24 protein-coding genes and 1 pseudogene are annotated in these 26,788 nt (G+C 62.8%); 12 read left to right on the top strand and 13 right to left on the bottom strand.

All coding sequences use genetic code 11. From position 1 onward, the window contains the following. Positions 1 to 45 precede the first annotated feature (45 nt). The 4 genes from JFU48_RS20305 (at position 46) to JFU48_RS20290 (ending at position 5,262) form a co-directional block, all read left to right on the top strand. Positions 46 to 1,764 (top strand): hydrogenase maturation protein, encoded by a 1,719-nt coding sequence (locus tag JFU48_RS20305; RefSeq protein WP_201137446.1) that lies wholly within the window; start codon positions 46 to 48, stop codon positions 1,762 to 1,764. A 309-nt stretch (positions 1,765 to 2,073) separates the two neighbouring features. Continuing rightward, positions 2,074 to 2,937, top strand: a complete 864-nt coding sequence (locus JFU48_RS20300) for a LysR family transcriptional regulator (RefSeq protein ID WP_045122483.1) — start codon at positions 2,074 to 2,076, stop codon at positions 2,935 to 2,937. A 112-nt stretch (positions 2,938 to 3,049) separates the two neighbouring features. After that, a complete protein-coding gene (locus JFU48_RS20295; RefSeq protein ID WP_201137445.1) occupies positions 3,050 to 4,195 on the top strand; it encodes an SRPBCC family protein in 1,146 nt (381 codons plus the stop codon). Continuing rightward, positions 4,192 to 5,262: an SMP-30/gluconolactonase/LRE family protein gene (locus JFU48_RS20290; RefSeq protein ID WP_201137444.1), complete on the top strand. Its 1,071-nt coding sequence runs from the start codon at positions 4,192 to 4,194 to the stop codon at positions 5,260 to 5,262. The genes JFU48_RS20295 and JFU48_RS20290 overlap by 4 nt, the downstream gene beginning before the upstream one ends. 152 nt (positions 5,263 to 5,414) lie before the next feature. Here the strand turns inward: JFU48_RS20290 and JFU48_RS20285 are convergent, their stop codons facing one another. Further along, positions 5,415 to 5,579, bottom strand: coding sequence for a hypothetical protein (locus JFU48_RS20285; protein WP_003225559.1), 165 nt, complete (start codon positions 5,577 to 5,579; stop codon positions 5,415 to 5,417). Between the two features lie 108 nt (positions 5,580 to 5,687). After that, the gene (locus JFU48_RS20280) at positions 5,688 to 5,930 is read right to left on the bottom strand and encodes a DUF465 domain-containing protein (protein WP_027613686.1); all 243 of its coding nucleotides are present in this window, start codon (positions 5,928 to 5,930) and stop codon (positions 5,688 to 5,690) included. 204 nt (positions 5,931 to 6,134) lie between these two features. Here JFU48_RS20280 and JFU48_RS20275 point away from each other — a divergent pair, with 204 nt between their 5' ends. Beyond that, positions 6,135 to 6,656 (top strand): DUF4142 domain-containing protein, encoded by a 522-nt coding sequence (locus tag JFU48_RS20275; protein ID WP_201137443.1) that lies wholly within the window; start codon positions 6,135 to 6,137, stop codon positions 6,654 to 6,656. A gap of 65 nt (positions 6,657 to 6,721) precedes the next feature. Here JFU48_RS20275 and JFU48_RS20270 read toward each other — a convergent pair whose 3' ends face one another. After that, a complete protein-coding gene (locus JFU48_RS20270) occupies positions 6,722 to 6,991 on the bottom strand; it encodes a hypothetical protein (protein ID WP_201137442.1) in 270 nt (89 codons plus the stop codon). Between the two features lie 249 nt (positions 6,992 to 7,240). On the opposite strand from JFU48_RS20270, the gene JFU48_RS20265 reads away from it, so the two are divergent. The 6 genes from JFU48_RS20265 to JFU48_RS20240 are packed head-to-tail and all read left to right on the top strand — an operon-like array spanning position 7,241 to position 12,668. After that, positions 7,241 to 8,092 carry an STAS domain-containing protein gene (locus JFU48_RS20265; RefSeq protein ID WP_201137441.1) on the top strand — a complete coding sequence of 284 codons (852 nt, stop codon included), beginning with the start codon at positions 7,241 to 7,243 and terminating at the stop codon, positions 8,090 to 8,092. 4 nt (positions 8,093 to 8,096) lie between these two features. Beyond that, positions 8,097 to 8,459, top strand: coding sequence for an STAS domain-containing protein (locus tag JFU48_RS20260; protein ID WP_003225568.1), 363 nt, complete (start codon positions 8,097 to 8,099; stop codon positions 8,457 to 8,459). Beyond that, positions 8,456 to 8,860: an anti-sigma regulatory factor gene (locus tag JFU48_RS20255; RefSeq protein WP_003225570.1), complete on the top strand. Its 405-nt coding sequence runs from the start codon at positions 8,456 to 8,458 to the stop codon at positions 8,858 to 8,860. The genes JFU48_RS20260 and JFU48_RS20255 overlap by 4 nt, the downstream gene beginning before the upstream one ends. Continuing rightward, positions 8,857 to 9,867 carry an ATP-binding protein gene (locus JFU48_RS20250; RefSeq protein WP_201138503.1) on the top strand — a complete coding sequence of 337 codons (1,011 nt, stop codon included), beginning with the start codon at positions 8,857 to 8,859 and terminating at the stop codon, positions 9,865 to 9,867. The genes JFU48_RS20255 and JFU48_RS20250 overlap by 4 nt, the downstream gene beginning before the upstream one ends. Beyond that, on the top strand, positions 9,860 to 10,735 hold the full coding sequence (locus tag JFU48_RS20245; protein ID WP_003225574.1) for a sensor histidine kinase: 876 nt from the start codon (positions 9,860 to 9,862) through the stop codon (positions 10,733 to 10,735). The genes JFU48_RS20250 and JFU48_RS20245 overlap by 8 nt, the downstream gene beginning before the upstream one ends. After that, positions 10,725 to 12,668: a response regulator gene (locus JFU48_RS20240; RefSeq protein WP_201137440.1), complete on the top strand. Its 1,944-nt coding sequence runs from the start codon at positions 10,725 to 10,727 to the stop codon at positions 12,666 to 12,668. The genes JFU48_RS20245 and JFU48_RS20240 overlap by 11 nt, the downstream gene beginning before the upstream one ends. Before the next feature lie 240 nt (positions 12,669 to 12,908). Here the strand turns inward: JFU48_RS20240 and JFU48_RS20235 are convergent, their stop codons facing one another. From JFU48_RS20235 to JFU48_RS20225, 3 genes are all read right to left on the bottom strand, one after another. Next, positions 12,909 to 15,542 (bottom strand): excinuclease ABC subunit UvrA, encoded by a 2,634-nt coding sequence (locus tag JFU48_RS20235; protein ID WP_201137439.1) that lies wholly within the window; start codon positions 15,540 to 15,542, stop codon positions 12,909 to 12,911. A gap of 188 nt (positions 15,543 to 15,730) precedes the next feature. Continuing rightward, the gene (locus tag JFU48_RS20230) at positions 15,731 to 17,842 is read right to left on the bottom strand and encodes a hybrid sensor histidine kinase/response regulator (protein WP_201137438.1); all 2,112 of its coding nucleotides are present in this window, start codon (positions 17,840 to 17,842) and stop codon (positions 15,731 to 15,733) included. Between the two features lie 133 nt (positions 17,843 to 17,975). Then, positions 17,976 to 18,665 carry a GntR family transcriptional regulator gene (locus JFU48_RS20225; protein WP_201137437.1) on the bottom strand — a complete coding sequence of 230 codons (690 nt, stop codon included), beginning with the start codon at positions 18,663 to 18,665 and terminating at the stop codon, positions 17,976 to 17,978. Between the two features lie 90 nt (positions 18,666 to 18,755). Here JFU48_RS20225 and JFU48_RS30020 point away from each other — a divergent pair. Next, positions 18,756 to 18,866: pseudogene (locus tag JFU48_RS30020) on the top strand (flavin reductase family protein); the annotation flags it as partial. 150 nt (positions 18,867 to 19,016) lie between these two features. Here the strand turns inward: JFU48_RS30020 and JFU48_RS20220 are convergent. The 7 genes from JFU48_RS20220 to lexA form a co-directional block, all read right to left on the bottom strand. Continuing rightward, on the bottom strand, positions 19,017 to 19,676 hold the full coding sequence (locus JFU48_RS20220; RefSeq protein WP_003225580.1) for a DUF799 domain-containing protein: 660 nt from the start codon (positions 19,674 to 19,676) through the stop codon (positions 19,017 to 19,019). Continuing rightward, complete coding sequence (locus tag JFU48_RS20215; RefSeq protein WP_003225593.1) at positions 19,673 to 20,041, bottom strand: DUF4810 domain-containing protein; 369 nt, start codon at positions 20,039 to 20,041, stop codon at positions 19,673 to 19,675. The genes JFU48_RS20220 and JFU48_RS20215 overlap by 4 nt, the downstream gene beginning before the upstream one ends. 28 nt (positions 20,042 to 20,069) lie before the next feature. Then, on the bottom strand, positions 20,070 to 20,756 hold the full coding sequence (locus tag JFU48_RS20210; RefSeq protein WP_167734216.1) for a CsgG/HfaB family protein: 687 nt from the start codon (positions 20,754 to 20,756) through the stop codon (positions 20,070 to 20,072). Between the two features lie 268 nt (positions 20,757 to 21,024). Continuing rightward, complete coding sequence (locus JFU48_RS20205; RefSeq protein ID WP_201137436.1) at positions 21,025 to 24,102, bottom strand: error-prone DNA polymerase; 3,078 nt, start codon at positions 24,100 to 24,102, stop codon at positions 21,025 to 21,027. After that, positions 24,099 to 25,514: a Y-family DNA polymerase gene (locus JFU48_RS20200; protein ID WP_201137435.1), complete on the bottom strand. Its 1,416-nt coding sequence runs from the start codon at positions 25,512 to 25,514 to the stop codon at positions 24,099 to 24,101. The genes JFU48_RS20205 and JFU48_RS20200 overlap by 4 nt, the downstream gene beginning before the upstream one ends. A 7-nt stretch (positions 25,515 to 25,521) precedes the next feature. Next, positions 25,522 to 26,139 carry a translesion DNA synthesis-associated protein ImuA gene (gene imuA, locus JFU48_RS20195; RefSeq protein WP_139053725.1) on the bottom strand — a complete coding sequence of 206 codons (618 nt, stop codon included), beginning with the start codon at positions 26,137 to 26,139 and terminating at the stop codon, positions 25,522 to 25,524. Continuing rightward, positions 26,139 to 26,756, bottom strand: a complete 618-nt coding sequence (gene lexA / locus JFU48_RS20190; protein WP_003225601.1) for a transcriptional repressor LexA — start codon at positions 26,754 to 26,756, stop codon at positions 26,139 to 26,141. Before lexA ends, imuA begins: the two co-directional genes overlap by 1 nt. Positions 26,757 to 26,788 lie beyond the last annotated feature (32 nt).

Below are 26,788 nucleotides of genomic sequence, written 5' to 3'. Positions count from 1 at the left end.
ACGGCTCACCGGGAGCCCGCGGCTATCCCTTCAAGGAAGAAAACCATGCGATCACTGAAGATTATTCTGCTGTCCTCGGCATTCAACGGCCTGACCCAACGCGCCTGGCTGGAGCTGCGCCAGGCCGGGCACTCGCCCAGCGTTGTGGTGTTCACCGATGAAGCCTCGGTGTGCGAACAGATCGAACACAGCGGCGCCGATCTGGTGATCTGCCCGTTCCTCAAGGACCGCGTGCCGCATGCGCTGTGGAGCAATGCCCGGCGTCCGGTGGTGATCATCCACCCCGGAATCGTCGGCGATCGTGGCGCCAGCGCGCTGGATTGGGCGATCAGCAATGAACTGACGCGCTGGGGCGTGACCGCCCTGCAAGCGGTGGAAGAAATGGACGCCGGCCCGGTCTGGGCCACCTGCGAATTCAATCTGCCCTCGGGCCTGCGCAAGTCCGAGCTGTACAACGGTCGGGTCAGCGATGCGGCGATTCGCTGTATTCGTGAAGTGGTCGAGAAATTCATCGACGGCGTGCAACCGGTCGCACTGGATTACACCGACCCCAAAGTCCGCGGCCGCTTGCAGCCGAACATGAAGCAGGACGACCGTACCTTCAGCTGGCACGACTGTTCGCGCTTCATCAAACGCTGCATCGACGCCGCCGACGGCCAGCCCGGGGTATTGGCGAGTCTGGCCGGCGGGCAGTATTACGTGTACGACGCGCACCTCGATCAGCGCACCGGCATTCCCGGCAAGATTCTCGCCGTGCATGACGACGCGGTGCTGGTCGCGACCGGCGATCACAGCTTGTGGATCGGCTCGCTGCGGCGCAAACCGCTACCCGGCGAAGAAACCTTCAAGCAACCGGCGCGGCATGTGCTGGCCGGGCAATTGGCCGGCGTACCCACCCTTGACTGGTCGATTGCCAGCCAGCCGTTCAGCGACGAGGCCTATCAGCCGATCCGCTATCGCGAATCCGGGCATGTCGGTGAGCTGACGTTCGAGTTCTACAACGGCGCGATGAGCACCGAACAGTGCCAGCGCATGGTCGAGGCGCTGCGCTGGGCCAAGTCTCGGGACACTCGCGTGCTGTTGATCAAGGGCGGGCGCGGCAGCTTCTCCAACGGTGTGCACCTGAACGTGATCCAGGCCGCGCAGGACCCGGGGGCCGAAGCGTGGGCGAATATTCAGGCGATCGACGATGTCTGCGCCGAACTGCTCAGCGCGCGGCAACTGGTGGTCAGCGGGGTGACCGGCAATGCCGGGGCCGGCGGCGTGATGCTGGCGCTGGCCGCCGACATCGTGTTTGCCCGCGCCGACATCGTGCTCAATCCGCATTACAAGAGCATGGGCCTGTATGGCTCGGAATACTGGACCTACAGCCTGCCCCGCGCCGTCGGCCCGGCGATGGCCGAGCAACTGACCCAGGCCTGTCTGCCAGTCAGTGCCACGCAGGCGCTGCAACTGGGCATGGTCCAGGAAATCGGCCCGCGCTGCCCGGATGAGTTTTCGCTGTGGCTGCTGCAGAAGGCCAACGCAACGCTGAGCGATCCGACCTACGCCGCCGTGCGCGAGCGCAAGTTGCGGGTCGATCAGGCGCTGATCCAGCAGTGCCGGGAAAACGAACTGCAGGAAATGCAGGAAGACATGCTCTACAACCGCAACCAATTTGCCGAGAAGTGCCGCCACTTCGTCTACAAGCGCAAGGCCTGCGGCACACCGGCGCGGTTGGTGGAAGACTGGGCGCGGGTGCGCAAGGTTGAGTTGGCGGGTTGATCTTCACCGCCCACCACAGCCTCATCGCTGGCAAGCCAGACTCCCACAGGTTTCTGCGGCGCTCACAAATCTTGCGTCCGACACAGTACTTGTGGGAGCTGGCCTGCCAGCGATGGCGGTGTGTCAGGCGGCACTGATTTGACAGACCTTCCGCCATCGCGAGCAGGCTCACTCCTACACGGTTCTGCGGTGGCCATCGATTTCGCGAACGATACAACCCCCCTGTAGGAGTGAGCCTGCTCGCGATGAACGATGACGCGGTGGCGAGCCGGCACTTACAATGCGCGCACCTCAGACACCGGCCCGCCCATGGACATCGATCTCGCCCGCACCTTTCTGGAAATCGTTCGCCACGGCAGTCTCGCTGCGGCGGCGCAGAAGCTGTTCGTCACGCAGACGGCGATCACCGCCCGGGTGCAGAAACTTGAAAGTCAGTTGGGCAGTACGCTGTTCGTGCGCAACCGTGCCGGGGCGAAACTGACCGCCAATGGCGAAGCCTTCGTGGTCTATGCCAATCAACTGGTGCAGACCTGGGAAGCCGCGCGGCGCGACCTGCCGCTGCTGGACGGTTATCACAACGTGCTGCACATCGGCGGCGAAGTCAGCCTGTGCAATCCGTTGATGCTCAGTTGGGCCGCCGAACTGCGCGAGAAGATCCCCGGGCATGCCCTGCGCATGGAAATCCGCGACGGCGAAAACCTCCTGCGTCAACTCGAACTTGGTGTGCTCGATGCCGCACTGGTCTATCAGCCCGAATACTGGCCGGGCCTGCAGGTCGAGCAGGTGTTGGAAGAGAAGTTGATTCTGGTGCGTGCGCCGAACCGCCCGGATCCCTACGTCTACATCGACTGGGGGCCGGATTTCCGTCGGCAACACGACGCCGCCCTGCCGGACAAGGCCAAAGCAGCGCTGAGTTTCAACCTCGGCCCGCTGGCCCTGCAATACATCCTCGAACACGGCGGCAGCGGCTACTTCCGCACGCGCGTGGTACGCAGCTATCTGGAAACCGGCGCGCTGGAAGCGGTGACCAAAGCCCCGGAATTCGGTTACCCGACCTATCTGGTGTACGCCCGCGAACGTGACTCGGCGACGCTGCAGCAGGCCTTCGATCTGCTGCGCCAGGTGATCGCCACCGATGACGACTGGTCGCAACGCTGGAACCCGTTGAGCTGAATCGGCCGCTTTACACCGGAGCATGGCGCAAGTGACCTCAAGGTGCGGCCTGCACAAACGGCCGGATCGGCTAATCTGCCGGGTATAACAACAATACCCACAGGTGAACGCAGTGAGGCAGACCACCGAGGCATTCCGCAGCCGCTACCGTGCGGCCATTCATCCGTTGTACAACCCGTGGCTGCACGGCGCCTTCGTGCTGCTGTTCGGCGTGCTGGCGATCGGCGCATTCTGGAGCAGCGCGCATCAGGTACAGCCGCTGGAATGGCTGAGCGTGCCGCTGACCCTGCTGTTCTTCAACTTCGGCGTGTACATGGTTCATCGCCATCTCGGCCATCACAAAAAGACTTTCGCCAAGCTGTTCTACGCCCGGCACGCCGGCGATCATCACAGCTTTTTCACCCCCGGCCACATGACCTATGACGGCGCTCGCGACTGGCGGGTGATTCTGTTTCCGGCCTGGCTGATCGTGGTGCATACGCTAGTCATTACCCTGCCGTTGTGGTGGCTGCTTGCGCAGCTCAACACCAATGTCGCCGGGCTGTTCGGCGGCTGCATGGTGCTGGGCTATCTGGCCTACGAGGTGTTTCACGCCTGCGAGCATTTGCCAGCGCACAACCTGCTGACCCGCCTGCCGTGGATCCGTCAGATGCGTCATCTGCATGAGTTGCATCACCGTCGCGAGCGCATGCAGGAACGCAATTTCAATATCGTTTTCCCGCTGATGGATTACCTGTTCGGCACCCTGTACTGGGAGCCGCAACCCGCCCCGTTGCGCTATTCGAGATCGCCCATGACCCGCATGCAGCACCAGATCGACATCGCCGGCGAGCCGATTGCCGTGCTCCGCTACGCCGCCAGCGTCAGCCACTGGCCAGAGTGGCACCCGTCGTCGCTGAAAATCGACGGCCCGCAAGGCCCGCTGCATGCCGGTGCGCGTTTCGAAGAAGACATTCATGCCGGTGGGCGCGCCGGCCATTTGCGCTGGGAAGTCACCGAGTACCTGCCCGGTCGACGCTGGTGCGCAAAAGCGCGCGGCGATCACGGTTTATCGCTGCTGCTGACCTACGAATGCGCGGCAGAAGCCGATGGCACGCGGTTCATGCGCACCCTGGATTACCAATTCGATGGCCTGGGCATGCGCCTTGCCAATCGCTTGTTGCTCAAGCGCCGCATCGAACGTGAATCGGCGACCTCGATGCAGGCCCTGCGCAGTATGGCGCTCAGACACTTGGCGCTGACGGGGCACCGTTCATGAAGCGCCTGCTGTCAGTGCTGGTGATCCTCGTCATCGCGTTTCTGCTGCTGATGCCGACCAAGGTGCAGCCGGTGGCGTGGAAGCCGCCAGCGGCGCCGTCTCTGAGCGAAGGGCCGTACGCGGAAAACCAGCGGCTCAAGGACGCTGAACAGGTTGGCCCGGGTGATATCGACGGCCCCGAAGCACTGCTGCTGGAGGGCGACTTCCTGATCACCGGCCTGCATGACGGGCGACTGATCCGCACCAGCCTCGATGGCAAGGAGCGCAAGGTGCTGACCGACACCGGCGGCCGGCCGCTGGGTCTGGCGCGACATCCCAATGGTTTGCTGGTGATCGCCGACGCGGTCAAAGGTCTGCTGTCGCTCGACGCCCAGGGTCGGTTGATTCCTCTGACCACCGAGGCCAATGGCTTGCCCTTCGGTTTTACCGACGATGTGGCGATCGACAAGTCCGGGCACTACGCCTATTTCAGCGACGCCAGCAGCCGCTGGGGCTATGGCCATGACAGCGAAGCAATCATCGAACACGCTGGCGACGGCCGTTTGCTGCGTTATGACTTTCAGACCGGCAAGACCAGCGTACTCCTCGACAAACTGGAGTTTGCCAACGGCGTGACCCTCGGCCCGGATGACGCCTATGTGCTGGTCAACGAAACCGGCGCCTACCGCATCAGCCGCTACTGGCTGACGGGGCCCAAAGCCGGGACCCACGACCTGTTCATCGACAACCTGCCCGGTCTGCCGGACAACCTCGCATTCAACGGCAGCAACCGCTTCTGGGTCGCGCTCTACGCGCCGCGCAGTGCCTTGCTCGATGGCACCGCCCGGCATCCGTTCGTGCGCAAGATGATCGTGCGCGCGCTGACGGTATTGCCCAAACCGGTGGAGAAGCGCGGGTTTGTCCTGGGGCTGGATCTTGAGGGCAAGGTGATCGCCAATCTGCAGGACGCCAGCAGCGGTAATTACTCGCCGATCACCACGGCGCGGGAATATGGGGACTGGCTGTATCTGGGGTCGCTGAAGGCCTCGCACATGGCGCGATTGCCACTGGCGGATGCATTGAAGTGAGTCCGGGCCAATGTGGGAGCGAGCCTGCTCGCGAAGGCGGTGTGTCAGGCAACAATGATTTCGCCTGTGCAGGCCTCTTCGCGAGCAAGCCCGCTCCCACAGGGGGATTACATTCCAGTTGTAGGAGTGAGCCTGCTCGCGATAGCGGTCTATCAGTTGCCCGACCTGTCGAATTTGTCCGGATCTTCGTCTTCAGGCAGATCCTCATCCGGCTCTTCGGGGTGGGTGGTGGTGTGTGCCGGGCTGTTCGGTTCGGGATGCGTGGGCACCGGGTCGAAGCCGCCCTGCTCTTCACTGGGGAATCTGGGTGTGTTCATGGGGCACCTCGCAATGAGTCGGTAAGTGAAGACTCTGTACATTCGAGGTGCCGGTCGGGAGCTGCGTTCAGTCATTTCACCATCGCGGATCGGTGAAGCGACTGACGGTCAGGATCGAGCCTGTAACTGCGCGACGATCTTGTCTTTGACCTGCAAGCGTTTCTCTTTGAGCTTTTTCAGTGTGTCATCGCTGGGTGCATCCGAGGTCGCCGTCTCGGCCTTGACTACTTCGGCGTCCGCCTGGGAGTACTTGTTGATCAGCGCATCCAGAAACGGATCCTCGGTGCGTTTTTGCTGGACCTCTTCCTTCGTTAGCTTCAAATCCTGATACAGGTCATGAGTCACCGGCATGGAACACCTCCGTCAGTTGATCGGCAGCCAACGCGACCGATTGCGCTGGCAGTTATCAGAATGGCCTTGGTCGGGCCGTTCTGTCGACCTCCTGTCAGACCAGCGGTGGCCGTTCGTCGCCCTGTCGGAAACGCGATCAAACCTTTTCCCGCTCCACTCCCTCCATTGCATAACGTCAACAAAAACCTGTGTGGAGAAACATCAATGGACGGATTCAACCTGCGTCATCTCGTTTTGGCTGTCGCCCTGAGCACCGGCATGGGCAGTGCCTTCGCCGCCACCTCGAACAGCTTTGTCGACAACGCCGCAGCCGGTGGCATTTCCGAGATCGAAACCAGCCGTCTCGCCCTGGAAAAAAGCCAGTCGGCCGACATCAAGGCCTTCGCCAACATGATGATCACTGACCACAGCAAGGCCAACGATGAGCTGGCCAGCATTGCCCAGGCCCATGACATCAAGGTTCCGGACACCACCACTCTGGTCAAGCAGGCCAAGGAAAAGATCCTCGACATGCGCGATGAATCGTTCGATGCGGCCTACGCCAACAATCAGGTCAAGGCCCACGAAGAAACCATCGAGCTGTTCAAGAAAGAGGCCAACACCGTGACCGACGACAAAGTCAAAGGCGCCCCCGAGCTGAAGGCCTTTGCGCAGAAAATGCTCCCGGCATTGGAAAAACACCTGACCGCCGCCAAAGAGTTGCAGGCCAAACACCCGAGCAAATAGACCGGGCGCTGCACACTAAAAAGGCCGCATTCATTGAATGCGGCCTTTTGTCGTTTCAGAGCGATTTAACCGCCGTCGGTGTCGATGTCGGCATCGGTTTCTTCACCGGGCTTCGGACGATCAGGCTCAGGTTCAAACCCCGGGCTGAACTCGTTGTCGTTATCGGTGTGTTTGTTCTTCTGATCCACCGCCGGATCGGCGCTCTGCGCCTGCTCGGTACTACCCGTGGGTTGCGTTGGCGGGCTTTGTCCCGGCACTTGCGGGTCGATGGCCGGGTCGTTGCGATTGATCGGTTCTGAACCCTGGTTCTGTTGTTGCTTGGTTTGCTCGTTCATGGCTACCTCGTTTTTCACTACCGGCGCGACTGAAACCGGCCGGCCTTGAAGATTCGAAGCCTGGGTAGCGCCAACGTTCAAAACATCGCTGGTTGCCAACTCGCTAACTAGAATACCGTTGCGTTCCATGCCTCAGATCAAAAATATCCTTCCGGACTCGAACAACTATTTCGAACGGCAAAGGTCACTGACTTCGCACCGGTCATTTTTTACAGAACCGGCCCCAATACGCTACGGAGCAACAGGCACATGGCAGCACTGCAGAACAGCACACTCGATGCGATGAAGAACAAACAACCACAACTGCTGGGCGAATGGATCAACGGACTGGAAGCCAGCGGCGCCAACCGCAACCTCAAAGAACACGACCTGCAACAGCAGACCAGCGAATTCCTGCAACTGGTGATCAACGGCCTGCAGGACGACAATGGCACCAACATCAATGCGCCGGGCTGGGAGTCCACCCGCCAGTTCCTCGAAAAGCTCTCCCATAGCCGTGCCCTGCTCGGTCAGGATTCGCAACAGACCGCCAGTTTCATCTTCGCCCTCAAAGGCCCGCTGTTCTCCCTGCTGCAAAGTCACTACCGCGAACAACCCGCGCTGCTGGCCGAACAACTCTGGGAAATTTCCGAGTTGTTCGACGCCTTCGGCTTGCACACCATCCGCACCTTCCAGAAATCCCGCGAGGCGGTGATCAAGCGTCAGCAGGAAGAACTGCTGGAGCTGTCCACTCCGGTGGTCAAGCTGTGGGACGGCGTGCTGGCGCTGCCAATGATCGGCACCCTCGATTCGCAACGTACCCAGGTGGTGATGGAATCGCTCCTGCAACGCATTGTCGACACCGGTTCGGAAATCGCCATCATCGACATCACCGGTGTGCCGACCGTCGACACGCTGGTCGCCCAGCACCTGCTGAAAACCGTGACCGCGATTCGTCTGATGGGCGCCGACTGCATCATCAGCGGCGTACGTCCGCAAATCGCCCAGACCATCGTCCACCTCGGCCTCGACCTGCAAGGTGTGGTGACCAAGGCGAACCTGGCCGACGCACTGAAACTCGCCCTCACCCGCCTGGGCATCAGCCTCGGCCAAGCGGTCTGAGCCGATGGAACGTATCCCGATTCTCCAAATGGGCAAGTTCCTGCTGGTCACCATTCAGGTCGACATGCATGACCAGCTCGCCCTCACGTTGCAGGACGACTTGTCCGAGCGCATCAGCAACACCTCGGCGCGTGGCGTGCTGATCGACATCTCGGCGCTGGACATGGTCGACTCGTTCATTGGCCGGATGATCAGCACGATTTCCGCCCTGTCGAAAATCATGGACGCCGAAACCATGCTGGTCGGCATGCAGCCGGCGGTGGCGATCACCCTGGTCGAGCTCGGCCTGACCTTACCGGGTGTCAGCACCGCACTGAACGTCGAGCGCGGGATGAAACTGCTGCAGGAACGAGTAAACCGGCAATGACCGTACGCAGCAGCGGTACTCAACCCATCCATATCGAGCAGGATGTCGTGCTCGCACGCCAGACCGCCCGCAAACTGGCCACCGAATGCGGGATGCGCCTGATCGACCTGACCAAAATGGTCACGGCGGTCAGCGAACTGGCCCGCAACACCATGGTTTACGGTGGCGGCGGCGACATGGACTGGCAGATTCTCGATGAAGATCACAAGGTCGGTCTGCGCTTGACGTTCCGCGACGAAGGCCCCGGTATTGCCGATATCAAACTGGCGATGACCGACGGCTGGACCTCCGGCAGCGGCATGGGCCTGGGCCTGACCGGGGCAAAACGCCTGGTCGAGGAGTTCGAATTGGACACCGAGCCCGGCAAGGGCACGCGAATAACGATCACCCGATGGACATGAATATTGCAGGGTCGTTGACCCAGGTGCTGCTGATCGAAGACAGCAGCCAGATCGGCCATGCCCGGCGCACCGCGCAACGGCTGGCCGAGCAACATGGCTTTGATGCAACCGATGCCGGGCGGGTGGCGCTGGTTGCCACCGAACTGGCGAGCAATGTGCTCAAGCACGCCAGCCGCGGCGAAGTTCACCTGCGACTGCTGCCGCGCCCCAACGGGTACGGCATCGAGATGCTCGCGGTGGATCGTGCTCAGGGCTTTGACCTCGACGCCTGCCTCACCGATGGCTTTTCCACCGGCGGCACTCAGGGCATTGGACTGGGTGCCGTGGCGCGGCAGACCGAAGTCTTCGACGTCCACGCCGACGCCCGTGGCGCGGTGCTACTGGCGCGTTTATACCCGCGCGGCGACCGTCAACCAGACCTGCGCTACGGCGTCAGCCAGCACTCGTTGCACAACGACCCGGCGTGCGGCGACACCTGGCACCTGGCGTACAACGGCGCCAACGTCAGTTCGCTGATCATCGATGGCCTCGGCCATGGTGAGGATGCCGAGCGCGCGGCCAAGGCCGGCGAGCGGGTGTTCGCCGCGACCCCGTTCGCCAGCCCGGTGCTGCTGATGGAGGACATGCACCGCGACATGATCGGCAGCCGTGGCGGCGCCGCCGCGTTCGCCCAGTTCAATGCCGCCCGCGACGGCCTGACCTTTACTGGCGTGGGCAACATCGGCGCCAGCCTGATCACCGCCGACAAGTCGCGGGGGCTGGCCTCGCATCCGGGCATCGTCGGCGGCCAATACCGGAAAGCCCAGCCTTTTGACTATGCTCACGTGAACGGACATCTATTGATCATGTACAGCGACGGCTTGCAGTCCCGTTGGAATCTTCAAGACTACCCCGGCCTGGTGCACCGCCATCCCGCCGTGATAGCCAGCGTCCTGCACCGCGACTTCTGTCGCGGGCGCGACGATGTAACGGTGCTGGTCGTTGCCCTGGAGGCCGCCCATGGCTGAGTCGCCAACCCTGAACCCCGCCGAGCAGGCTGCGCTGATCGCCCAGTTGCAGAGCGAGACAGCCGCCCTGCGCGAAGAACTCGACGAAACCAATCAGGGCGTGCTGGCGCTCTACGCCGAACTCGATACCCAGGCGGAAGAGCTGAAGCAGGCCTCGGACCTGAAAAGCCGTTTCCTGTCGTACATGAGCCATGAGTTCCGCACCCCGCTGGGCTCGATCCTGAGCATCAACAGTTTGCTGGCCGACGAACTCGACGGCCCGCTCAGCCCCGAGCAGCACAAGCAGGTAGCATTCGTCAGCAGCGCCGCCCGTGAACTCAGCGACATGGTCGATGACTTGCTCGATCTGGCGAAGATCGAAGCCGGGCGAATCACCATTTCACCGGCGTGGTTCGACATGTTCGACCTGTTTTCCGCCCTGCGCGGGATGTTCCGGCCGATCGTCGATGCCTCGGCGGTGGACCTGATCTTCGAAGAACCGGTCGGCCTGCCGCGCCTGTACACCGACGACAAGAAACTCGCGCAGATTCTGCGCAATTTCATTTCCAACTCGTTGAAGTTCACCACCCGTGGCGAAGTGCGAGTCTCGGCGCGCCTGGAAGGCTCGGACAAAGTACGTTTTGCCGTCAGCGACACCGGTATCGGTATCGCGCCGGAGCTGCATGGTGCATTGTTCGAGGACTTCTCGCAGGTCGACTCGCCATTGCAGAAACGCCTGCGTGGTACCGGCCTCGGCTTGTCGCTGTGCAAGCGCTTCGCGGCGCTGCTCGGCGGCGAGGTCGGGATGGACAGTACACCGGGGGTCGGCTCGACCTTTTTCGTGATCATTCCACTGGCGCTCGCCTTGGAGAACGTCGATGAAACGTGACATCCGTCTGTTGATCGTCGACGACAACGTCGCCACCCGCTACGCCTTGCGCCGGCGCCTGGAGCGCCATGGCTACGAAGTGCTGGAGGCCGGCACCGGCAGCGAGGGCCTGGCGCTGATCGCAAGCGAGGTACTTGATGCACTGATCCTCGACGTCAACCTGCCGGACATGAGCGGCTTCGACATCGTGCGTATCCTGCGCGCCGATGCACGCACTGCGTTGCTGCCGGTGATCCACGTGTCTGCCGCGTCGATCCAGACCGGCGACATCATCACCGGTCTGAACGCCGGTGCCGATGCGTACCTGATTCACCCGGTGGACCCGGACGTCTTGCTGGCGACCCTGCGCACCCTGCTGCGGGTGCGCGACACGGAAAACGCGCTGCGTGAAAGCGAGGCACGTTTCCGCGAGATTTTCGTCAACGTCTCGGCGCCAATTGCCGTACTCGATGCCAACTTGAAGGTGCATGAGTGCAACCACGCCTTCACGCAGATGATTCAGGACAATCGCAACCCCGAAACCCTGAGCGAATGCTTCGACGAAGACCAGGGCGCGATCCTCAATGAGCTGCGCCTGCGGCTGGTCGATGGCGAGCGCTGGAAAGGCACGTTGAACATGCGCGTGCAGGGCGAGATCCGCGAAACCGAGTGGCAGATTTCGCCGTACCGCACGCCGCAGTTGAGCCTGGTGTTTGTCGAGGACGTCACTGAACACCGCCGTCGCGAGCGCTCGCATCTGGCGCAACTGGATGACACCACCACGCAACTGGCCAAGGAAGTCGCCGAGCGCGTGCGCGCCGAATCACAACTGCTGCAAGTGCAGAAAATGGACGCGCTGGGCAAACTCACCGGCGGCATCGCCCACGACTTCAACAACCTGCTGACCGGGATCATCACCAGCCTTGAGCTGATTCAGAAACGCACAGCCGACGCGAGGCCGGACAAGGTGCAGTTCTACGCCGAAGCGGCACTCAATTCGGCGATGAGCGCGGCGTCCCTCACCCATCGCCTGCTGGCTTTCGCCCGCCAACAGCCGCTGGATACGCGACCGGTAGACATCAACGAGCAGGTGCGCTCACTGGAAGAATTGCTGATGCGCACCATCGGCGAACGCATCACCCTCAAACTTGAGCTGACCAACAAACCGGCGATCGCCCTGGTCGATCCGGTGCAACTGGAAAGCGCGGTGCTGAATCTGGTGATCAACGCCCGGGATGCGCTGCCCAAGGGCGGCAATATCTGGGTCAACACCTATGCCGCGTACTCCCATGGCGATCCGAACATGGCCGATGGCGCGTATGTTGCGTTGTCGGTACGCGACGACGGCACCGGCATCGAGCACAGTGTGATCGACAAGGTGTTCGACCCGTTCTTCACCACCAAGCCGCTGGGTCAGGGCACCGGGTTGGGGCTGTCGACCATCTACGGTTTCGCTCGCCAGTCCGGTGGCGATGCACACATTCGCAGCGTGGCAAGGCGCGGTACAGAAGTGACGATCATGCTGCCGGCTACCACTGATCCGACCGGGGTCGATGTGGCGCCGGTGGTGGTCGATCCGCAGGGCTCTGGCGAGCATGTGCTGATTGTCGAGGACATGCCGTCGGTGCGGATGTTCGTCACTGAAGTATTGGAGGATGCGGGCTATCGCTGTACCCAGGCAGCGGATATCGAAACCGCACTGGAGCGTTTGCAGAATGACCCGACGATCAACCTGCTGCTAAGCGACGTTGGCCTGCCGCGCATGAGTGGCCGCGAGCTGGCGGACGTGGCGCGGGGCTGGCGTGACGGCTTGCCGATCCTGTTCATGACCGGTTATGCCGAAACCGCGATCAATCGTCAGGTGTTCCTCGGCAGCGGCATGGATATGCTGGTCAAACCCTTCCAGATCAGCGAACTGCTGGACAAGGTTCGTCGCACGCTTGATGGTGCCTGACATACCGCCATCGCCAGCAGGCTGGCTCCCACAGGACGGGAGTCATCCGCAGATTTTGTGCACACCACAAAATCCTGTGGGAGCGAGCCTGCTCGCGAAGGCATCGGTACATCCAGCCTCTCTATTGCCTGACACACCGATTTCGCGAGCAGGCTCGCTCCCACACTGGATCTGTGTTGATCACCAGCCTTGTGCACACCGCAGAACCTGCTGGCGATGGGGCCGGTCGGAACACCTTGGCTATCGGCTCAAGGCCCGCGCCAGAAACGGCGCCGTGCGGCTCTTCTTGTTCGCTGCGACTTTCTGCGGCGTGCCAGCCACAACAATCCTGCCGCCCTGATCCCCGGCCCCCGGGCCGATGTCGATCACCCAGTCACTCTGTGCGACCACGCGCATTTCATGCTCGACCACGATCACCGTGTGTCCTGCCGTGACCAGCGTATCCAGTTGCTCCAACAACCGATCGACGTCACGCGGATGCAGCCCGGTGGTCGGCTCATCCAGCACATACAAGGTCGCGCCACGCTGATTGCGCTGCAACTCGGTGGCCAGTTTGATCCGCTGCGCTTCACCCCCCGACAACTCGGTGGCCGGTTGGCCCAGACGCAGATATCCGAGGCCAATATCCCTCAGCACCTCCAGCGAACGACGAATCCCCGGTTGCTCGGCAAACACCTCGACCGCCTCATCCACGGTCAGTTGTAACACCTGCGCGATGCTCAGGCCTTGCCAATCAATCGCCAACGTCTGCGGGTTGTAGCGCGCGCCATGACAGGTCGGGCACGGCGCATACACGCTGGGCATGAACAGCAACTCGACACTGACAAACCCTTCCCCCTCGCAAGTCGGGCAGCGGCCCTTGGCGACGTTGAAGGAAAACTGCCCGGCGTCATAGCCCGCCGCCCGTGCCTCGGGCGTGGCGGCGAACAGCTTGCGCACGTTGTCGAACAGCCCGGTGTAGGTCGCCAGGTTGGAGCGCGGCGTGCGGCCGATGGGTTTTTGATCGACCTGCACCAGGCGCTTGATCGTCTCCAGCCCCGCTGTCACCTGACCGCTGCTGGCCTGTGGCGCATCGTCTTCGAGGCTGAGTTCTTCCAGCTCGCCCTCCACCACTGGCCGCCCGAGTTGCGCGCCGACCAGCTCCAGCAACGCCTGACTGACCAGGCTCGACTTGCCCGAACCGGAAACCCCGGTCACCGAGGTGAAGCAGCCCAAGGGAAATTCAGCGCTGAGGTTGTGCAGGTTATTGCGGCTGATGCCATCGAGTTTCAGCCACCCGGTCGGCTTGCGCACAGTGCGGACCTGCCGCTGGCTTTCCGCGAACAGATAGGCGCGGGTCTGCGACGCTGCAACCTCGGCCAGCCCGGCCGGCGGGCCGCTGTACAGCACCCGCCCACCCTTCTCGCCCGCTGCCGGGCCGACGTCGATCAGCCAGTCGGCGCGGCGCATGGTTTCCAGGTCATGCTCGACCACAAACAGCGTATTGCCGTCGGCCTTCAAGCGCTGCAAGGCTTCGAACAGCGCCTCGCCATCGGCCGGATGCAGACCGGCGGACGGCTCGTCGAGCACATAGATCACGCCGAACAACTGCGAACCCAATTGCGTCGCCAGACGCAGACGCTGCAGCTCGCCGGACGACAACGTCGGCGTGCTGCGCTCCAGCGCCAGATAACCGAGACCCAGATCGGTCAGGGTGCTGACCCGTTCCAGCAAGTCCTCGGCAATCCGTTGCGCCGCCAGGCGTTTTTCCAGCGACAGGTTCGGTGTGTGGCGCACGTCCGGCGCACTTGCATGGCCGCTGGCACCATGAGCGACACGCTGCTGGCGGGCCTCACGGGTTTGCGCATGACTGAGGGTTTCGCCGCTTTCCTCGGACTGCTGCAGATACGTTGCAGCTGCGACTGGCCGCAGTACTTCGGCCACTTGCAGCAACGGCATCTGCGACAGTTCACCGATGTCGTAACCGGCAAAGGTCACCGACAACGCTTCACGCTTGAGGCGCTTGCCGTCGCACAACGGGCACGGGCTGCCGAGCATGAACTGCGAAACACGCTTCTTCATCAGCGCACTTTGCGAATGGGCAAAGGTGTGCAGGATGTAGCGGCGGGCGCCGGTGAAGGTGCCCTGATAACTCGGCTCCATCTTGCGCTTGAGGGCGACCCGGGTTTCCTCCGGGGTCAGCCCGGCGTACACCGGCACGGTCGGGGTTTCTTCGGTGAACAGAATCCAGTCACGCTGCTTTTTCGGCAGCTTCTTCCAGGGGATATCGACGTCGATGCCCATGGTCACGAGGATGTCGCGCAGGTTCTGCCCTTGCCAGGCCAGCGGCCAGGAGGCCACGGCGCGTTGGCGGATGGTCAGGTTCGGATCGGGCACCATCAGCGCCTCGGTCACCTCATAGACTCGCCCAAGGCCATGACACTCGGGGCACGCCCCCTGTGGCGTGTTCGGTGAGAAATCCTCGGCGTAGAGCATCGGTTGCCCCGGCGGATAACTGCCGGCGCGGGAATAGAGCATGCGGATCAGGCTCGACAGCGTGGTCACGCTGCCCACCGACGAACGCGTGCTCGGCGTGCCACGCTGCTGTTGCAGGGCCACGGCCGGCGGCAGGCCTTCGATGGAATCGACATCCGGCACCCCGACCTGGTCGATCAGCCGCCGCGCATACGGCGCCACCGACTCGAAATAGCGCCGCTGCGCTTCAGCGTACAAGGTCGAAAAGGCCAACGACGACTTGCCCGAACCGGATACACCGGTGAACACCACCAGCGCATCACGGGGGATATCGACGTCGACGTTTTTCAGATTATGTTCCCGGGCGCCACGCACCCGGACCATGCCGGTGGGTGCCTTGGAATTACGCTTGGAAGTCATTGGCGGGCCTTGATCGGAAAATGTAAGTCGAACCCAAAACCTGTGGCGAGGGAGCTTGCTCCCGCTGGGCTGCGAAGCGGCCCCAAATCCAGACGAATCAACCCGGCAGGTAAACCGCGGTTCCCGGGTTTACGACTGCTTCGCAGCCGAGCGGGAGCAAGCTCCCTCGCCACAGGGGAATTAGCCAGTCAGGCACTGAGCACCGAACGAATCATCTGCAACAACGCCTGCGGGCCATACGGTTTGCCCAGCAAGTGCGTGTCCGGGCTCAACTGGTGGTTGCGCGAGATGATGTCGCGGGTGTGGCCGGAGGTGAACAGCACCGCCACTGCTGGCCTCTGCACCTTGGCCCACGCGGCCAGATCAGAACTTTTGATCAGCCCCGGCATCACCACGTCGGTGAAAATCAGATCCACCTTCGCGCCGTCCAGCAGCATCTGCATCGCCACGTCGCCATTGCCGGCGGTCAGCACGCGGTAACCCTCTTCGCGCAGCAACTCCACGGCCGAGGCGCGCACCGCGTCGTTATCCTCGACCACCAGAATGGTTTCGTGGCCACCGCCCTGCTGCTTGCCGAGGCTCGGTGACTCTTCGAGGATCGGGCGCAGGCTGCGCGGAAAGTACAATTGCACCCGAGTGCCTTCGCCCACGGTGCTTTCGATCTCGACGTGGCCGCCACTCTGTTTGACGAAGCCGAACACCATGCTCAAACCGAGCCCGGTGCCCTGACCATCGGCCTTGGTGGTGAAGAACGGCTCGAACACTTGCTCGAGCATTTGCGGTGCAATGCCGACGCCGGTATCGCTGACCATCACCCGCACGAAATCGCCGGCAACGATGCCTTTGCCGGTGCAAAAGCTGCTGTCCAGCCGAGTATTGACGGCGCTGAGGACAATGGTGCCTTCGCCCTTCATCGCGTCCCGGGCGTTGATCGCCAGGTTGAGAATGGCGTTTTCCAGTTGATTGCGGTCGACGTTGATGTGCCACGGCTCATGCGGCAATTGCACGTCGATTTGAATGGTCTCACCGAGGGCGCGTTGCAGCAGTTCGCCGACACCATCGAAGATCTGCCGTGGATCGCAGACCGCCGGTGACAACGGCTGACGCCGGGCGAAGGCGAGCAATTGCGACGACAGCTTGGCCCCACGCTCGACCGCGGCCAGCGACGCGCTGACCCGCCGTTGCACGTTGGCATTGTCCGGCTCATGCCGCGCCAGCAGGTGCAGATTGCCGGCGATCACCTGCAGCAGGTTGTTGAAGTCGTGGGCCACGCCGCCGGTCAGTCCGCCGATGGCTTCGAGCTTCTGCGACTGACGCAATTGCTCCTCGGCCGCCAGCCGCGCCCCGACTTCATCGGCCACACGCTGTTCCAGATTGCGGGTGAATTTGAGCAGGGACTCTTCGGCGTTCTTGCGCTCGTGAATGTCGATCAACACCCCGGGGAAACGAAACGGCGAACCGTGTTCGTCGAACTCGCAGGCGCCGCTGGCCAGCACCCACAGATAACTGCCGTCCGGGCGCTGTACCCGGTACTCGGCGTTGTAGGGCTCACCGGTCTGCAGCGAATGGCTGACCCGATCGTTCACCCACGCCAGATCATCTGCGTGGATCCGCGCTTCGCAGTGGGACTGCGGCAGATTGCTCAGGTCCTGATCCGGTGGATACGAAAACGTGCGGGCGAAACGCTCGTCCGCCGACAACACATTGTTCTTCACATCCCAGACAAACGAGCCGAGCAAAGCCCCGGCATTCAGCGCCAGACGCACCCGCTCGTTGTCGGCCCGATAGGCATCTTCAGCGGCCTGACGCAGGCGTTCGGAGCGCACTAAGTCGGTGGTCTCGACCACCATCGCCATCACCCCGGCCGGCACACCGTCATCGTTCGCCACCGGGCTGTAATACAGATCCATCCAGACGTCTTCGGGCACGCCATCACGCAACAGCACCAGTTCCTTGTTGCGAAACGACAAGGTGCCACCCGCCAGACAGGTATTGACCACATGCCGATTGAATTCGGCGACTTCCGGCCAGCCCAGTTCCACCGGCACCCCCAGCAGATACGGGTGGCGGCCACCGGCAAACTGCGAGTAGGCGTCGTTGTAGATCATGTAGCCGGCGCGGCCCCAGAGCATCACCATCGGCAAGGGGGACGCCAGCATCAACTGCACGGCGCTGCACAGACTGGCGGGCCAGGCGTCCAGCGGGCCGAGTTCGGTCTGACTCCAGTCGAACGCACAAATGCGCCCGGCCATCTCGCCTTTCCAGCCCTCACAACCGTGGCTATCGGATAAAAACTGCATCGATTGACTCGGTGTCCTGTGGTGTTTGCCCGATACATCGCGACGGCAGAACGCCGCGACGCCCGTCTGTTTCGAGCGTCACCGGCCGTAATGGTTTCATTAGGTTATAGCCGATTTCACACCCGATTCGACTTTAAACCCCGATCAGGTGCTTGAGCGGATGGTAGCCAGTTTTCATCTTCGCCGCGACGTCGAGAATCGCCTTCTCGATGCCGTTCAAATGCGTGCAGGTCAGTTCGATGGCGGCGCTCTGGTCACCCGCTTCAATGTATTCGATCAGGCGCAAATGTTCGTTGTCGCGGCAGGCTTCATGGCTGTCGTCATCCAGCGCGGCGACGTACAGCGAGGCGCGGGAAATCAGCTTCTGGAACCAGTCGAGCAGCACCGGGTTATTGAGGCTGCGCGCCAGTTTGAGGTGGAACTCGCCGAGCAGGTAAATCAGTTGCTCGTGATCGCCCGCCGCGTGGGCTGCGTCTTCCAGTAGCAGGTGCTCGCGCAAGACCTGCATGGCGGCGGTGTCCTTGCGCCGACAGAGTTCGGTGACCATACCGATCTCGATCAGCCGACGGGTTTCGAACAGCGAGCGGATCTCTTCGTTGCTCGGCAGCGACACCGATGCACCTTTATTGGGTTCGGTGGTGACCAGCCCCTCGGCTTCCAGTTGCTTGAGCGCGGCGCGTACCGACGTGCGGCTGACATTGAACAGTTCGGCCAGCGACGCTTCGCCCAGCTTCATCCCCGGACGCAGCGAACGCTTGCTGATCGCCTGGTAAATCCCTTGGTAGACGCGGTCGACCGTGGTTTCCTGTTTCTTCTCGGTCATTCGAACACTCCTTTAGCCTCGGGCGAACACGGTGTTCCAGCGTTATGCGCCGTTGCACAGATAAGTGTGGCGCAGGATATCGCCTTCGGCGTCGAGATGCAGGATCTGGATACGATTGGTCGGCGGGATGATTTCGATTTGCCGACCCGCTCATTGCAAGCGTGGACGGAAGCACCGGGCGTTGGCGAGCGGTTTTGGCCGACGCCAAATAAATCGGCTGAGAAATGCCTTCCCCTTGTGGGAGCGGGCTTGCTCGCGAAAGCGGTGTGTCAGTTGGCAAATAAGTGGCTGACACACCGCTTTCGCGAGCAAGCCCGCTCCCACAGGAGATTTCAGGCGTGCCGGTAATTGTCAGTCAGTACCGTACTTCGGCGAACGCGGGCCATACAGCAGGCCTGCGCGCTGACCGGCCGACAACAGGCGATTGCTCGCCACCCCGGCAATCGGGTATCCGGCGTCGGTCGAACTGTTGATCACCTGCTTTACCGCGGCGGTGATCAGCATGCCGACCAGGCCGCCACCACTGTTGTTGCCGCCCTCTTCGCTCGACGCCCGTGCCGAACCGGTCCACAGCGTGGTGCCGGATTTCAGATCCACCAGTCTGGCGGTGGCGGTCACGGCGGTTTCGCTGCTGATGACCATGTAGCGCGTGCCGTACTCGGTCACGGTGATGTAAAGCGCAGCGTCGGCGCCGAAGATTTCCTTCAGCTTGTTGGCCGGTGCCTGATGAATGTCATCCGGCGTGGTCAGGCCGTTCTGGCGGAAAGTTTCATCCACCAGAGTGATCGGCAACACGTAGTAACCGGCTTCGGCCAATGGGAACGTTACCTGCGACAGCAAGCTGTAGGAAGCCTTGACGTCCGGCGAGGTGTTCAGCGGTGGCAGCACCAGAATGGTCTTCGGGCGCGCCTGCTTGTACGCCGAATAGTCGACGGTTTTCGGTGCGACGCAGCCACCGAGTACGGTCAGGGCCAATCCGGCGGCCAGCAGTTTAAGGGTACGCGAGATCATTTGGCGTCTCCGGTCTTGGCGTTTTTAAGCAGAAAATCCATGTACGGGCCGGACTCGGGGAACAGCGCTTTCTCGGTGCGGAACTGCTGCACCATCTGATCGTCCTTGCCCATGCTCAGGTACAGCAGGCCCAGGTGCGCGTGGTAACCCGGCGGTACGGCCTTGCCGGTGGAACGGATCTTCTGCAGGTCGCGCTCCAGCACTTCGGCCTGGGCTTCTTTTGGCTCTTCGCCTTTGAAGTATTCGTAAACCTGCGGTTGGTAGTCTTCCCACTGGTACAGGGTTTTCGGGCTGCTGCAACCGGCCAGCAAGGCGCTGGCGGCCAGCGTCAGGGCCAGCAGCGACCGCGACAAAGTCAGATTCATGGGTGTTGCTCCTTGCAATGAATAGCGATCAGTTACCCGGTTTCCAGGCACCGGCGTTCATGCCATCAACCAGACGATTGATCGCCTCGCGCATGGCCAGATCGAGGACTTTGCCGTTGAGGGTGGAGTCGTACGCGGCGGTGCCGCCGAAGCCGATGATTTCGCGGTTGGACAAGGCGTATTCACCGGCGCCCTGAGTCGAATACACCACTTCGGAGGTGCTGATGTTGACGATGTTCAGGTTGACCTTGGCGTAGGCGACCTGGGTCTTGCCACGGCCGAGAATACCGAACAGCTGGTGGTCGCCGGTTTCCTTGCGGCCGAACTCGGTGACGTCACCGGTGACCACGTAGTCGGCGCCCTTGAGGCGCTGGGCCTGGCCCTTGATCGCCGCTTCCTGCTGGATCTCGCCCATATTGTCGCGATCCAGTACCGAGAAACGGTTGGTCTGCTGCAAGTGAGTGATCAGGATGGTCTTGGCCTGGCCACCGAGACGATCAACACCATCGGAGAAGATCCCGCGCATGTAGCTGGAGCGGTTATCGAACTTGCCCACCGCCATCGGTACGCGAGCACCGGTCCAGACTTGCGTGGCGCTCTCGACCTTGGCCACCGGCAGTGCGCGAGAGCTTTCGGTGGCGCAGCCGGCAAGGGAGCCGGCGATAGTGCCGAGCACGGCAATCGCAACGCCTGAGACCAACATCCGGGAGATCATTCTCACTGTGCATTCCTTCTGAAAAAAACGGTGTGTCCCGGCACGGCAAGGCGGTGGGGAGCGGAAAAGGGGCGGCATTATGACAAAGTGCCATCATTGGCGACAGATATTTTTGACGCCAATGAATTGGCTTGTCTGGACGCACACAAATCCCCTGTGGGAGCGGGCTTGCTCGCGAAGGCGTTCTGTCAGAGACATTTGTGCTGACTGACACACCGTCTTCGCGAGCAAGCCCGCTCCCACAGGGGGGATTTGTGGTGTTCTGGGTTTAGTGAAAATCGCGGCTCTGCACGCGAATGCCATCCAGCAGCGGACTCAGGTCGCTCAGCCGTCCGGCGATCAAATGCCGCACTTCGCCCTCGCGCTCCCAGCGGCCATCGACCCTGAGCAATTGCGAGCCGACCAGCACCTGACGCTGGCGCTCGGCCAGATCGCGCCAGACCACCACGTTGACGTTGCCGAACTCGTCTTCGAGGGTGACGAAAGTCACGCCGCTGGCAGTGCCCGGTCGCTGACGCCCGGTGACCAGCCCGGCGATGCTCACCGGCCGCCCGTGCTCGACGTCCAGCAACTCCTGCGAACTGCGGCAACGCCGCGCCTTCAGTTCGCCACGCAGCAGCGCCAACGGATGCGGCCCCAGCGTGGTGCCGATGGTCGCGTAATCGGCCTGCAGGTCTTCACCGACACTCGGTTTGGGCAGCAGCACATTGGCCTCTTCCCGGCTCGGCAACCCGGCAAACAGGCCCAGTTGTTTCTGCACCCCGGCCACTTCCCAGCGTGCGCGATGCCGATGCCCGGCCATGCCGCGCAACGCGCCGGAGTCAGCCAACAGCGCCTGGGCGCGACTGTCGAGCGCGGCCCGCTCGCCCAGATCGGCGACATCGGCAAACGCCCCGCGCGCCCGCGCCGCTTCGATGCGCCGGGCGTCATCCTCGCGAAAGCCCTTGATCATCCGCAGGCCCATGCGGATCGCCGGCTGCGCGCCGCTGATCGGCTCCAGGCTGCAATCCCAGTCGCTGGCGCGCACGTCCACCGGACGGATCTGCAATTGATGGCGGCGCGCGTCCTGCAGAATCTGATCCGGACTGTAGAAACCCATCGGCCAGCTGTTGATCAGCGCACAGGCGAACGCTGCTGGCTCGTGGCACTTGAGCCAGCAACTGGCGTAAGTCAGCAAGGCGAAACTGGCGGCGTGGGACTCGGGAAAACCATAGCTGCCAAAACCCTTGATCTGCTCGAAGATCTGCGCGGCGAATTCCTCGGTGTAGCCGTTTTTCTTCATGCCGGCGGCGAGGCGTTCCTTGTGCGGCTCCAAGCCTCCATGGCGTTTCCACGCGGCCATCGAGCGACGCAACTGATCGGCCTCGCCGGGACTGTAGTCAGCGGCGACGATGGCGATCTGCATCACCTGTTCCTGAAACAACGGCACGCCGAGGGTGCGTTTGAGCACCACTTCAAGTTCCGGCGAGGGATAGGTTTCCGGTTCTTCCTTGTTACGCCGGCGCAGGTACGGATGGACCATCCCGCCCTGAATCGGCCCTGGGCGGACGATCGCCACTTCAATCACCAGATCGTAGAACTTCGCCGGTTTCAGCCGCGGCAGCATCGACATCTGCGCCCGCGACTCGATCTGAAACACGCCGATGGTGTCGGCGCGGCTGATCATCTCGTAGGTCGGTTTGTCTTTGTCTGGAATCGTCGCCAGGCTCAGATCGAGATGGCGATGACGACGCAGCAGATCGAAGCAACGGCGGATGGCACTGAGCATGCCGAGGGCGAGGATGTCGACCTTGAGCAGCCCGACCGCGTCGAGATCGTCCTTGTCCCACTGAATGATCGTGCGCTCGGCCATGGCGGCGTTTTCCACCGGCACCAGCGTATCCAGCGGCTGCTCGGAAATCACAAAACCGCCGGGGTGCTGCGACAGGTGCCGGGGAAAACCGATCAGTTGCCCGGTCAGGCTCAGCACCCGACGCAGCACCGGGCTGTCGGGGTCGAACCCGCCTTCGAGCAAACGTGCCAGTGGCGGTGTTTCGTCGCTCCAGTGGCCGCAGCAATCGGCCAGTGCATTGATCTGATCCGGCGGCAGCCCAAGGGCCTTGGCCACATCACGCACCGCCCCGGCGGCGTGGTAGGTGCTGACCACCGCCGTCAGCGCCGCACGCCGCCGGCCATAACGGCGGAACACGTATTGCAGGACTTCTTCACGGCGTTCGTGCTCGAAGTCGACGTCGATGTCCGGCGGCTCGTTGCGCTCTTTCGACATGAAACGCTCGAACAGCAGCGTGGTGCGATCCGGGTCGATCTCGGTGATACCCAAGGCAAAACACACCGCCGAATTGGCCGCCGAACCGCGGCCCTGACAGAGGATTTTTTGCTTGCGGGCGAAACTTACTACGTCGTGCACGGTGAGGAAGTAGCTTTCGTAGCCGAGCTCGGCGATCAGTTTCAGCTCATCGTCGATTTGCTTGAGCACTTTGGCCTGCGGCCCTTTTGGCCAGCGCCAGGCAATGCCTTTTTCGGTCAACTGCCGCAACCAGGAACTGCCGGTGTGCCCCTGCGGCACCAGCTCCTTCGGATACTCATAGCGCAACTCGCTCAGCTCGAAAGTGCAGCGCCGCGCCAGTTGCACCGAGGTGTCGAGCAACGCTTGCGGATACAGCTCGCGCAACACGTCGAGGCTGCGCAGGTGCCGCTCGCCGTTGGGGTGCAGGCGCAACCCGGCTTCGGCCACCGGGACGTGATGGCGGATCGCGGTCATGGTGTCCTGCAAGGCGCGCCGGCCACGGGCGTGCATGTGCACATCGCCGCTGGCCACGGCGAGAATCTGCAGCTGATCCGCCAGGTTAAGCAGTGCCGCCAACCGACGCTGGTCGTCCTGCCCGCGATGCAGCTGCACCGCCAGATACAGGCGCTGGCCGAAGGTCTGCTTCAGCCAGCGCCCCTCCTCCACGTCATCGACGCTGTCCGGCACCCACAGCGTGAGCAAACCCGGCAACGGCTCGCTGAAGTCCTCGCGCAGCACTTGGTACTGGCCCTTCTGCGTACGCCGTCGGGCCTGAGTGATCAAGCCGCACAAGGCCTGATAGCCGGCAAGGTTCTCCACCAGCAGTACCAGTTTCGGGCCGTTGTCGATGCGGATTTCGCTGCCGATGATCAGCGGCAGTTCAACCGATTTCGCCGCTTGCCAGGCGCGAACGATCCCGGCCAGCGTGCACTCATCGGTGATCGCCAGCGCCTGATAGCCGTGCTTTTTCGCCCGCTGGAACAGCTCAAGGGCACTGGAGGCGCCGCGCTGGAAACTGAAGTTCGACAGGCAGTGCAGCTCGGCATAGCCGTCGTTCATGCAAACCAGCCCTGCAGCCACAACGGACCGCCCTCGCCCACGGCCCGATAGGCCCAGCCCTGCTGACCGGCACGGTTCTGAATCAGGTAGTAATCACGGCGCACATCGTCACCGTCCCACCAGCCGGATTCGATGCGCTCGGGGCCCATGAGGATCCGCGCCGAACCTTCCGGCACGCTTTGCGGCTCGCCGAGCAGCCAACCCGGACGCTGCACGCTCGGCAAACCGCTGCAACGCTGCTTGTCGACGCCGTTCTGCCACGCACATTCCGGTCGGTGGTCGGCCTGAAAGCGCAGGCCCTGCACCGCCTCATCGCCGAGCCGCGCGCGCAGGCGTTCGCGCAATTGCTCCCAGGGCAAGGTCTGTTGCGGACGGTCATCGAACAGTTCCTGACACTGCGGCACAAAACTCGGCAGATCTTCGGCACGCAGACGGAAGCCGCGCACCGGGGCCTCGACCAGGACTTGCTCCAGTCGTCCACGGGCCAGTTCGAAAAGCATCGCCGGATCGCGCTCGGCGCTGAGCAGGCCGACCTTGATCAGCGTGTCCGGCAGCCCGGCGTGTTCCAGATGCAGGTCGAAACGCTGCACGCCGCTGTCACGCCCGCAGAGGAACGCCGACAGGTCCGCGGTCAAGCGGCGTAACGGGAACAGCAGCGCCTGATGGGATTGCACGTCGAAATTCAGTTCGATGCGCACATCGAAACGATCCGGCGGCAGATAGAACGCCAAGGCCAGCGGCCGTGCACCGAACAAGGTGTCGAGATGCTTGAGCATCGACGCTTCGAAGCGCCGGGCCAGGGCCTGACGCGGCAGGCTCTGCAGTTGGTTCAGGTTGCGCAGGCCCATACGCGTCAGCGCGGTGGCGACCTGCGGTTCCAGCCCGACGCGGTCGACAGGCAACTGCCCGAGGTGATGCTGCAGGGCTTCGCCGTCCGGTACGACGAGGCCGTCGTAGGCGTTGGCCAGCACCCGCGCCGCCACCGGATTGGGCGCGGCGACGATGCGATGGCGGAAACCCAGTTCAGTTAGTTCCTTGCGCAGCCGCGCTTCGAACTGCGCCCAGGAGCCGAACAGACCCAGGCTCGACTCGATCTCGAACACCACGGTGCGCGGGTAATGCACGCTGACCTGCGCGCTGAACCGGTAAGCCCACGCGGCGAGAAACTGCTGCCAGCGCTCGACCTCGGCGAGGTCGTAATCGGCGGTGGCAAAGCCTTTGCTCAGGGCTTGCGCCGCGGTCATCGACTGACCGGCGCGCAGGCCGAGTTGACGCGCCGCCGGATTGACCGCTTGCAGCACCCGGCGCTGGGCCGGGCCACTGAGCAGCACCAACGGCTCAGCGGGATCGGCACGCTGACGCAGCACCGCGTCGAGGGCCAATTGCGGGAACAGAATACACACCCAGCGCATGACGACCTCAGTGCCCCACGGCAAACGCAATCGGCGCCGTGCGCGCCAGTCCGCCACGGCACTTGAGCACGCGCAACTGGGCCGGTCTGGCGTCGATGGCGATGCGCAACGCGGCCGGCGACGGATTGATCGCCTCGCTCAACGGGCGCCAGGCAAACGCCAGGGTCTGGCCGGTTTCCGCCGCCACCTGCAAGCGCCGCAACGCGCGGTCATCGGCCTTGTGCGGCCAGCACAGCACCGCACCGCAACTGCCCGAGCGCAGGCATTGTTCCGCCGCCCACAAGGCATCGCGCTCGCTGGCCTGAATCACCGACAACTGACGCAGATCGACCCCGGCGTTCGCCCACGCCTGCGGGTACGGCACGAACGGTGGTGCCACCAGCACGATGCGCTCGCCCGCCGCCGACAGCCGCGCCAGCGTCGGCCACACCAGTTGCAGCTCGCCGACCCCGGGGCCGGCCAGGAGGATTTCGCTCAGCGCCGCTTCCGGCCAGCCACCGCTGGGCAGTGCCGCATCCAGCGCGGCATGGCCGGTGGGTTGCGGGCTGGCCGTCGGCGGCGCAGGCCGGCCCTTCCAGACCTGGCCGCCATTGAACAGCGTATCGAGTGCAACGACGGCGCCCATCAGCCTTGCCTCACCAGACCGCAGAACACGCCTTCGATGGCCAGGTCCTGATCATCGCGCACGACAATCGGCTGGTACGCCGGGTTGCGCGGCAGCAGCCGGACCTCATCGCCGACGCGCTCGAAGCGTTTGATCGTCACTTCGCCATCGAGCCGCGCCACGACGATCTGGCCGTTGAGCGCTTCGGGATTGCGCCGCACACCGACCAGATCGCCGTCGAGAATGCCGTCCTCGATCATCGAATCGCCCTGCACCCGCAGCATGTAGTCGGGGGTACGGGAGAACAGCGCCGGGTCGAGCATCAAGCGGCTATGGATATCGGCATCGGCACCGATCGGCGCACCGGCGGCCACCCGGCCGAGCACCGGAATATCCAGGAGCTCCGGCCGCGCCGGCTGCCCGAGCAGGCGAATGCCCCGGGCCTGATGCGGATTGACCTCGATAAACCCGGCTTCGGTAAGCGCCAGCACATGCTTGCGCGCCACGCTGCGCGAGGCAAAACCAAAAGCCTCGCTGATTTCAGCGAGGCTTGGGGGCTGACCGTGTTCGGCGATGCGTTCGCGGATAAAGGTCAGGATGGCGGTACGGCGGGGAGTCAGATTGGTCATGGAGTACATTTGTACTCTTTCGCATTTTTGCTGGCAATGAC

This window comes from Pseudomonas sp. TH49 (assembly GCF_016650625.1).
Lineage (GTDB): Bacteria > Pseudomonadota > Gammaproteobacteria > Pseudomonadales > Pseudomonadaceae > Aquipseudomonas > Aquipseudomonas fluorescens_H.
The sequence above is the reverse complement of the archived record's forward strand: the minus strand, read 5'-3'. Positions and strand labels throughout refer to the sequence as shown.

Excerpts from the sequence above, each read along its gene's own strand:
- JFU48_RS20305 (WP_201137446.1), top strand. The coding sequence starts at position 46 with ATGCGATCACTGAAGATTATTCTGCTGTCCTCGGCATTCAACGGCCTG.
- JFU48_RS20300 (WP_045122483.1), top strand. The coding sequence starts at position 2,074 with ATGGACATCGATCTCGCCCGCACCTTTCTGGAAATCGTTCGCCACGGC.
- JFU48_RS20290 (WP_201137444.1), top strand. The coding sequence starts at position 4,192 with ATGAAGCGCCTGCTGTCAGTGCTGGTGATCCTCGTCATCGCGTTTCTG.
- JFU48_RS20285 (WP_003225559.1), bottom strand. The coding sequence starts at position 5,579 with ATGAACACACCCAGATTCCCCAGTGAAGAGCAGGGCGGCTTCGACCCG.
- JFU48_RS20280 (WP_027613686.1), bottom strand. The coding sequence starts at position 5,930 with ATGCCGGTGACTCATGACCTGTATCAGGATTTGAAGCTAACGAAGGAA.
- JFU48_RS20275 (WP_201137443.1), top strand. The coding sequence starts at position 6,135 with ATGGACGGATTCAACCTGCGTCATCTCGTTTTGGCTGTCGCCCTGAGC.
- JFU48_RS20270 (WP_201137442.1), bottom strand. The coding sequence starts at position 6,991 with ATGAACGAGCAAACCAAGCAACAACAGAACCAGGGTTCAGAACCGATC.
- JFU48_RS20265 (WP_201137441.1), top strand. The coding sequence starts at position 7,241 with ATGGCAGCACTGCAGAACAGCACACTCGATGCGATGAAGAACAAACAA.
- JFU48_RS20260 (WP_003225568.1), top strand. The coding sequence starts at position 8,097 with ATGGAACGTATCCCGATTCTCCAAATGGGCAAGTTCCTGCTGGTCACC.
- JFU48_RS20255 (WP_003225570.1), top strand. The coding sequence starts at position 8,456 with ATGACCGTACGCAGCAGCGGTACTCAACCCATCCATATCGAGCAGGAT.
- JFU48_RS20250 (WP_201138503.1), top strand. The coding sequence starts at position 8,857 with ATGAATATTGCAGGGTCGTTGACCCAGGTGCTGCTGATCGAAGACAGC.
- JFU48_RS20245 (WP_003225574.1), top strand. The coding sequence starts at position 9,860 with ATGGCTGAGTCGCCAACCCTGAACCCCGCCGAGCAGGCTGCGCTGATC.
- JFU48_RS20240 (WP_201137440.1), top strand. The coding sequence starts at position 10,725 with ATGAAACGTGACATCCGTCTGTTGATCGTCGACGACAACGTCGCCACC.
- JFU48_RS20235 (WP_201137439.1), bottom strand. The coding sequence starts at position 15,542 with ATGACTTCCAAGCGTAATTCCAAGGCACCCACCGGCATGGTCCGGGTG.
- JFU48_RS20230 (WP_201137438.1), bottom strand. The coding sequence starts at position 17,842 with ATGCAGTTTTTATCCGATAGCCACGGTTGTGAGGGCTGGAAAGGCGAG.
- JFU48_RS20225 (WP_201137437.1), bottom strand. The coding sequence starts at position 18,665 with ATGACCGAGAAGAAACAGGAAACCACGGTCGACCGCGTCTACCAAGGG.
- JFU48_RS20220 (WP_003225580.1), bottom strand. The coding sequence starts at position 19,676 with ATGATCTCGCGTACCCTTAAACTGCTGGCCGCCGGATTGGCCCTGACC.
- JFU48_RS20215 (WP_003225593.1), bottom strand. The coding sequence starts at position 20,041 with ATGAATCTGACTTTGTCGCGGTCGCTGCTGGCCCTGACGCTGGCCGCC.
- JFU48_RS20210 (WP_167734216.1), bottom strand. The coding sequence starts at position 20,756 with ATGATCTCCCGGATGTTGGTCTCAGGCGTTGCGATTGCCGTGCTCGGC.
- JFU48_RS20205 (WP_201137436.1), bottom strand. The coding sequence starts at position 24,102 with ATGAACGACGGCTATGCCGAGCTGCACTGCCTGTCGAACTTCAGTTTC.
- JFU48_RS20200 (WP_201137435.1), bottom strand. The coding sequence starts at position 25,514 with ATGCGCTGGGTGTGTATTCTGTTCCCGCAATTGGCCCTCGACGCGGTG.
- imuA (WP_139053725.1), bottom strand. The coding sequence starts at position 26,139 with ATGGGCGCCGTCGTTGCACTCGATACGCTGTTCAATGGCGGCCAGGTC.
- lexA (WP_003225601.1), bottom strand. The coding sequence starts at position 26,756 with ATGTACTCCATGACCAATCTGACTCCCCGCCGTACCGCCATCCTGACC.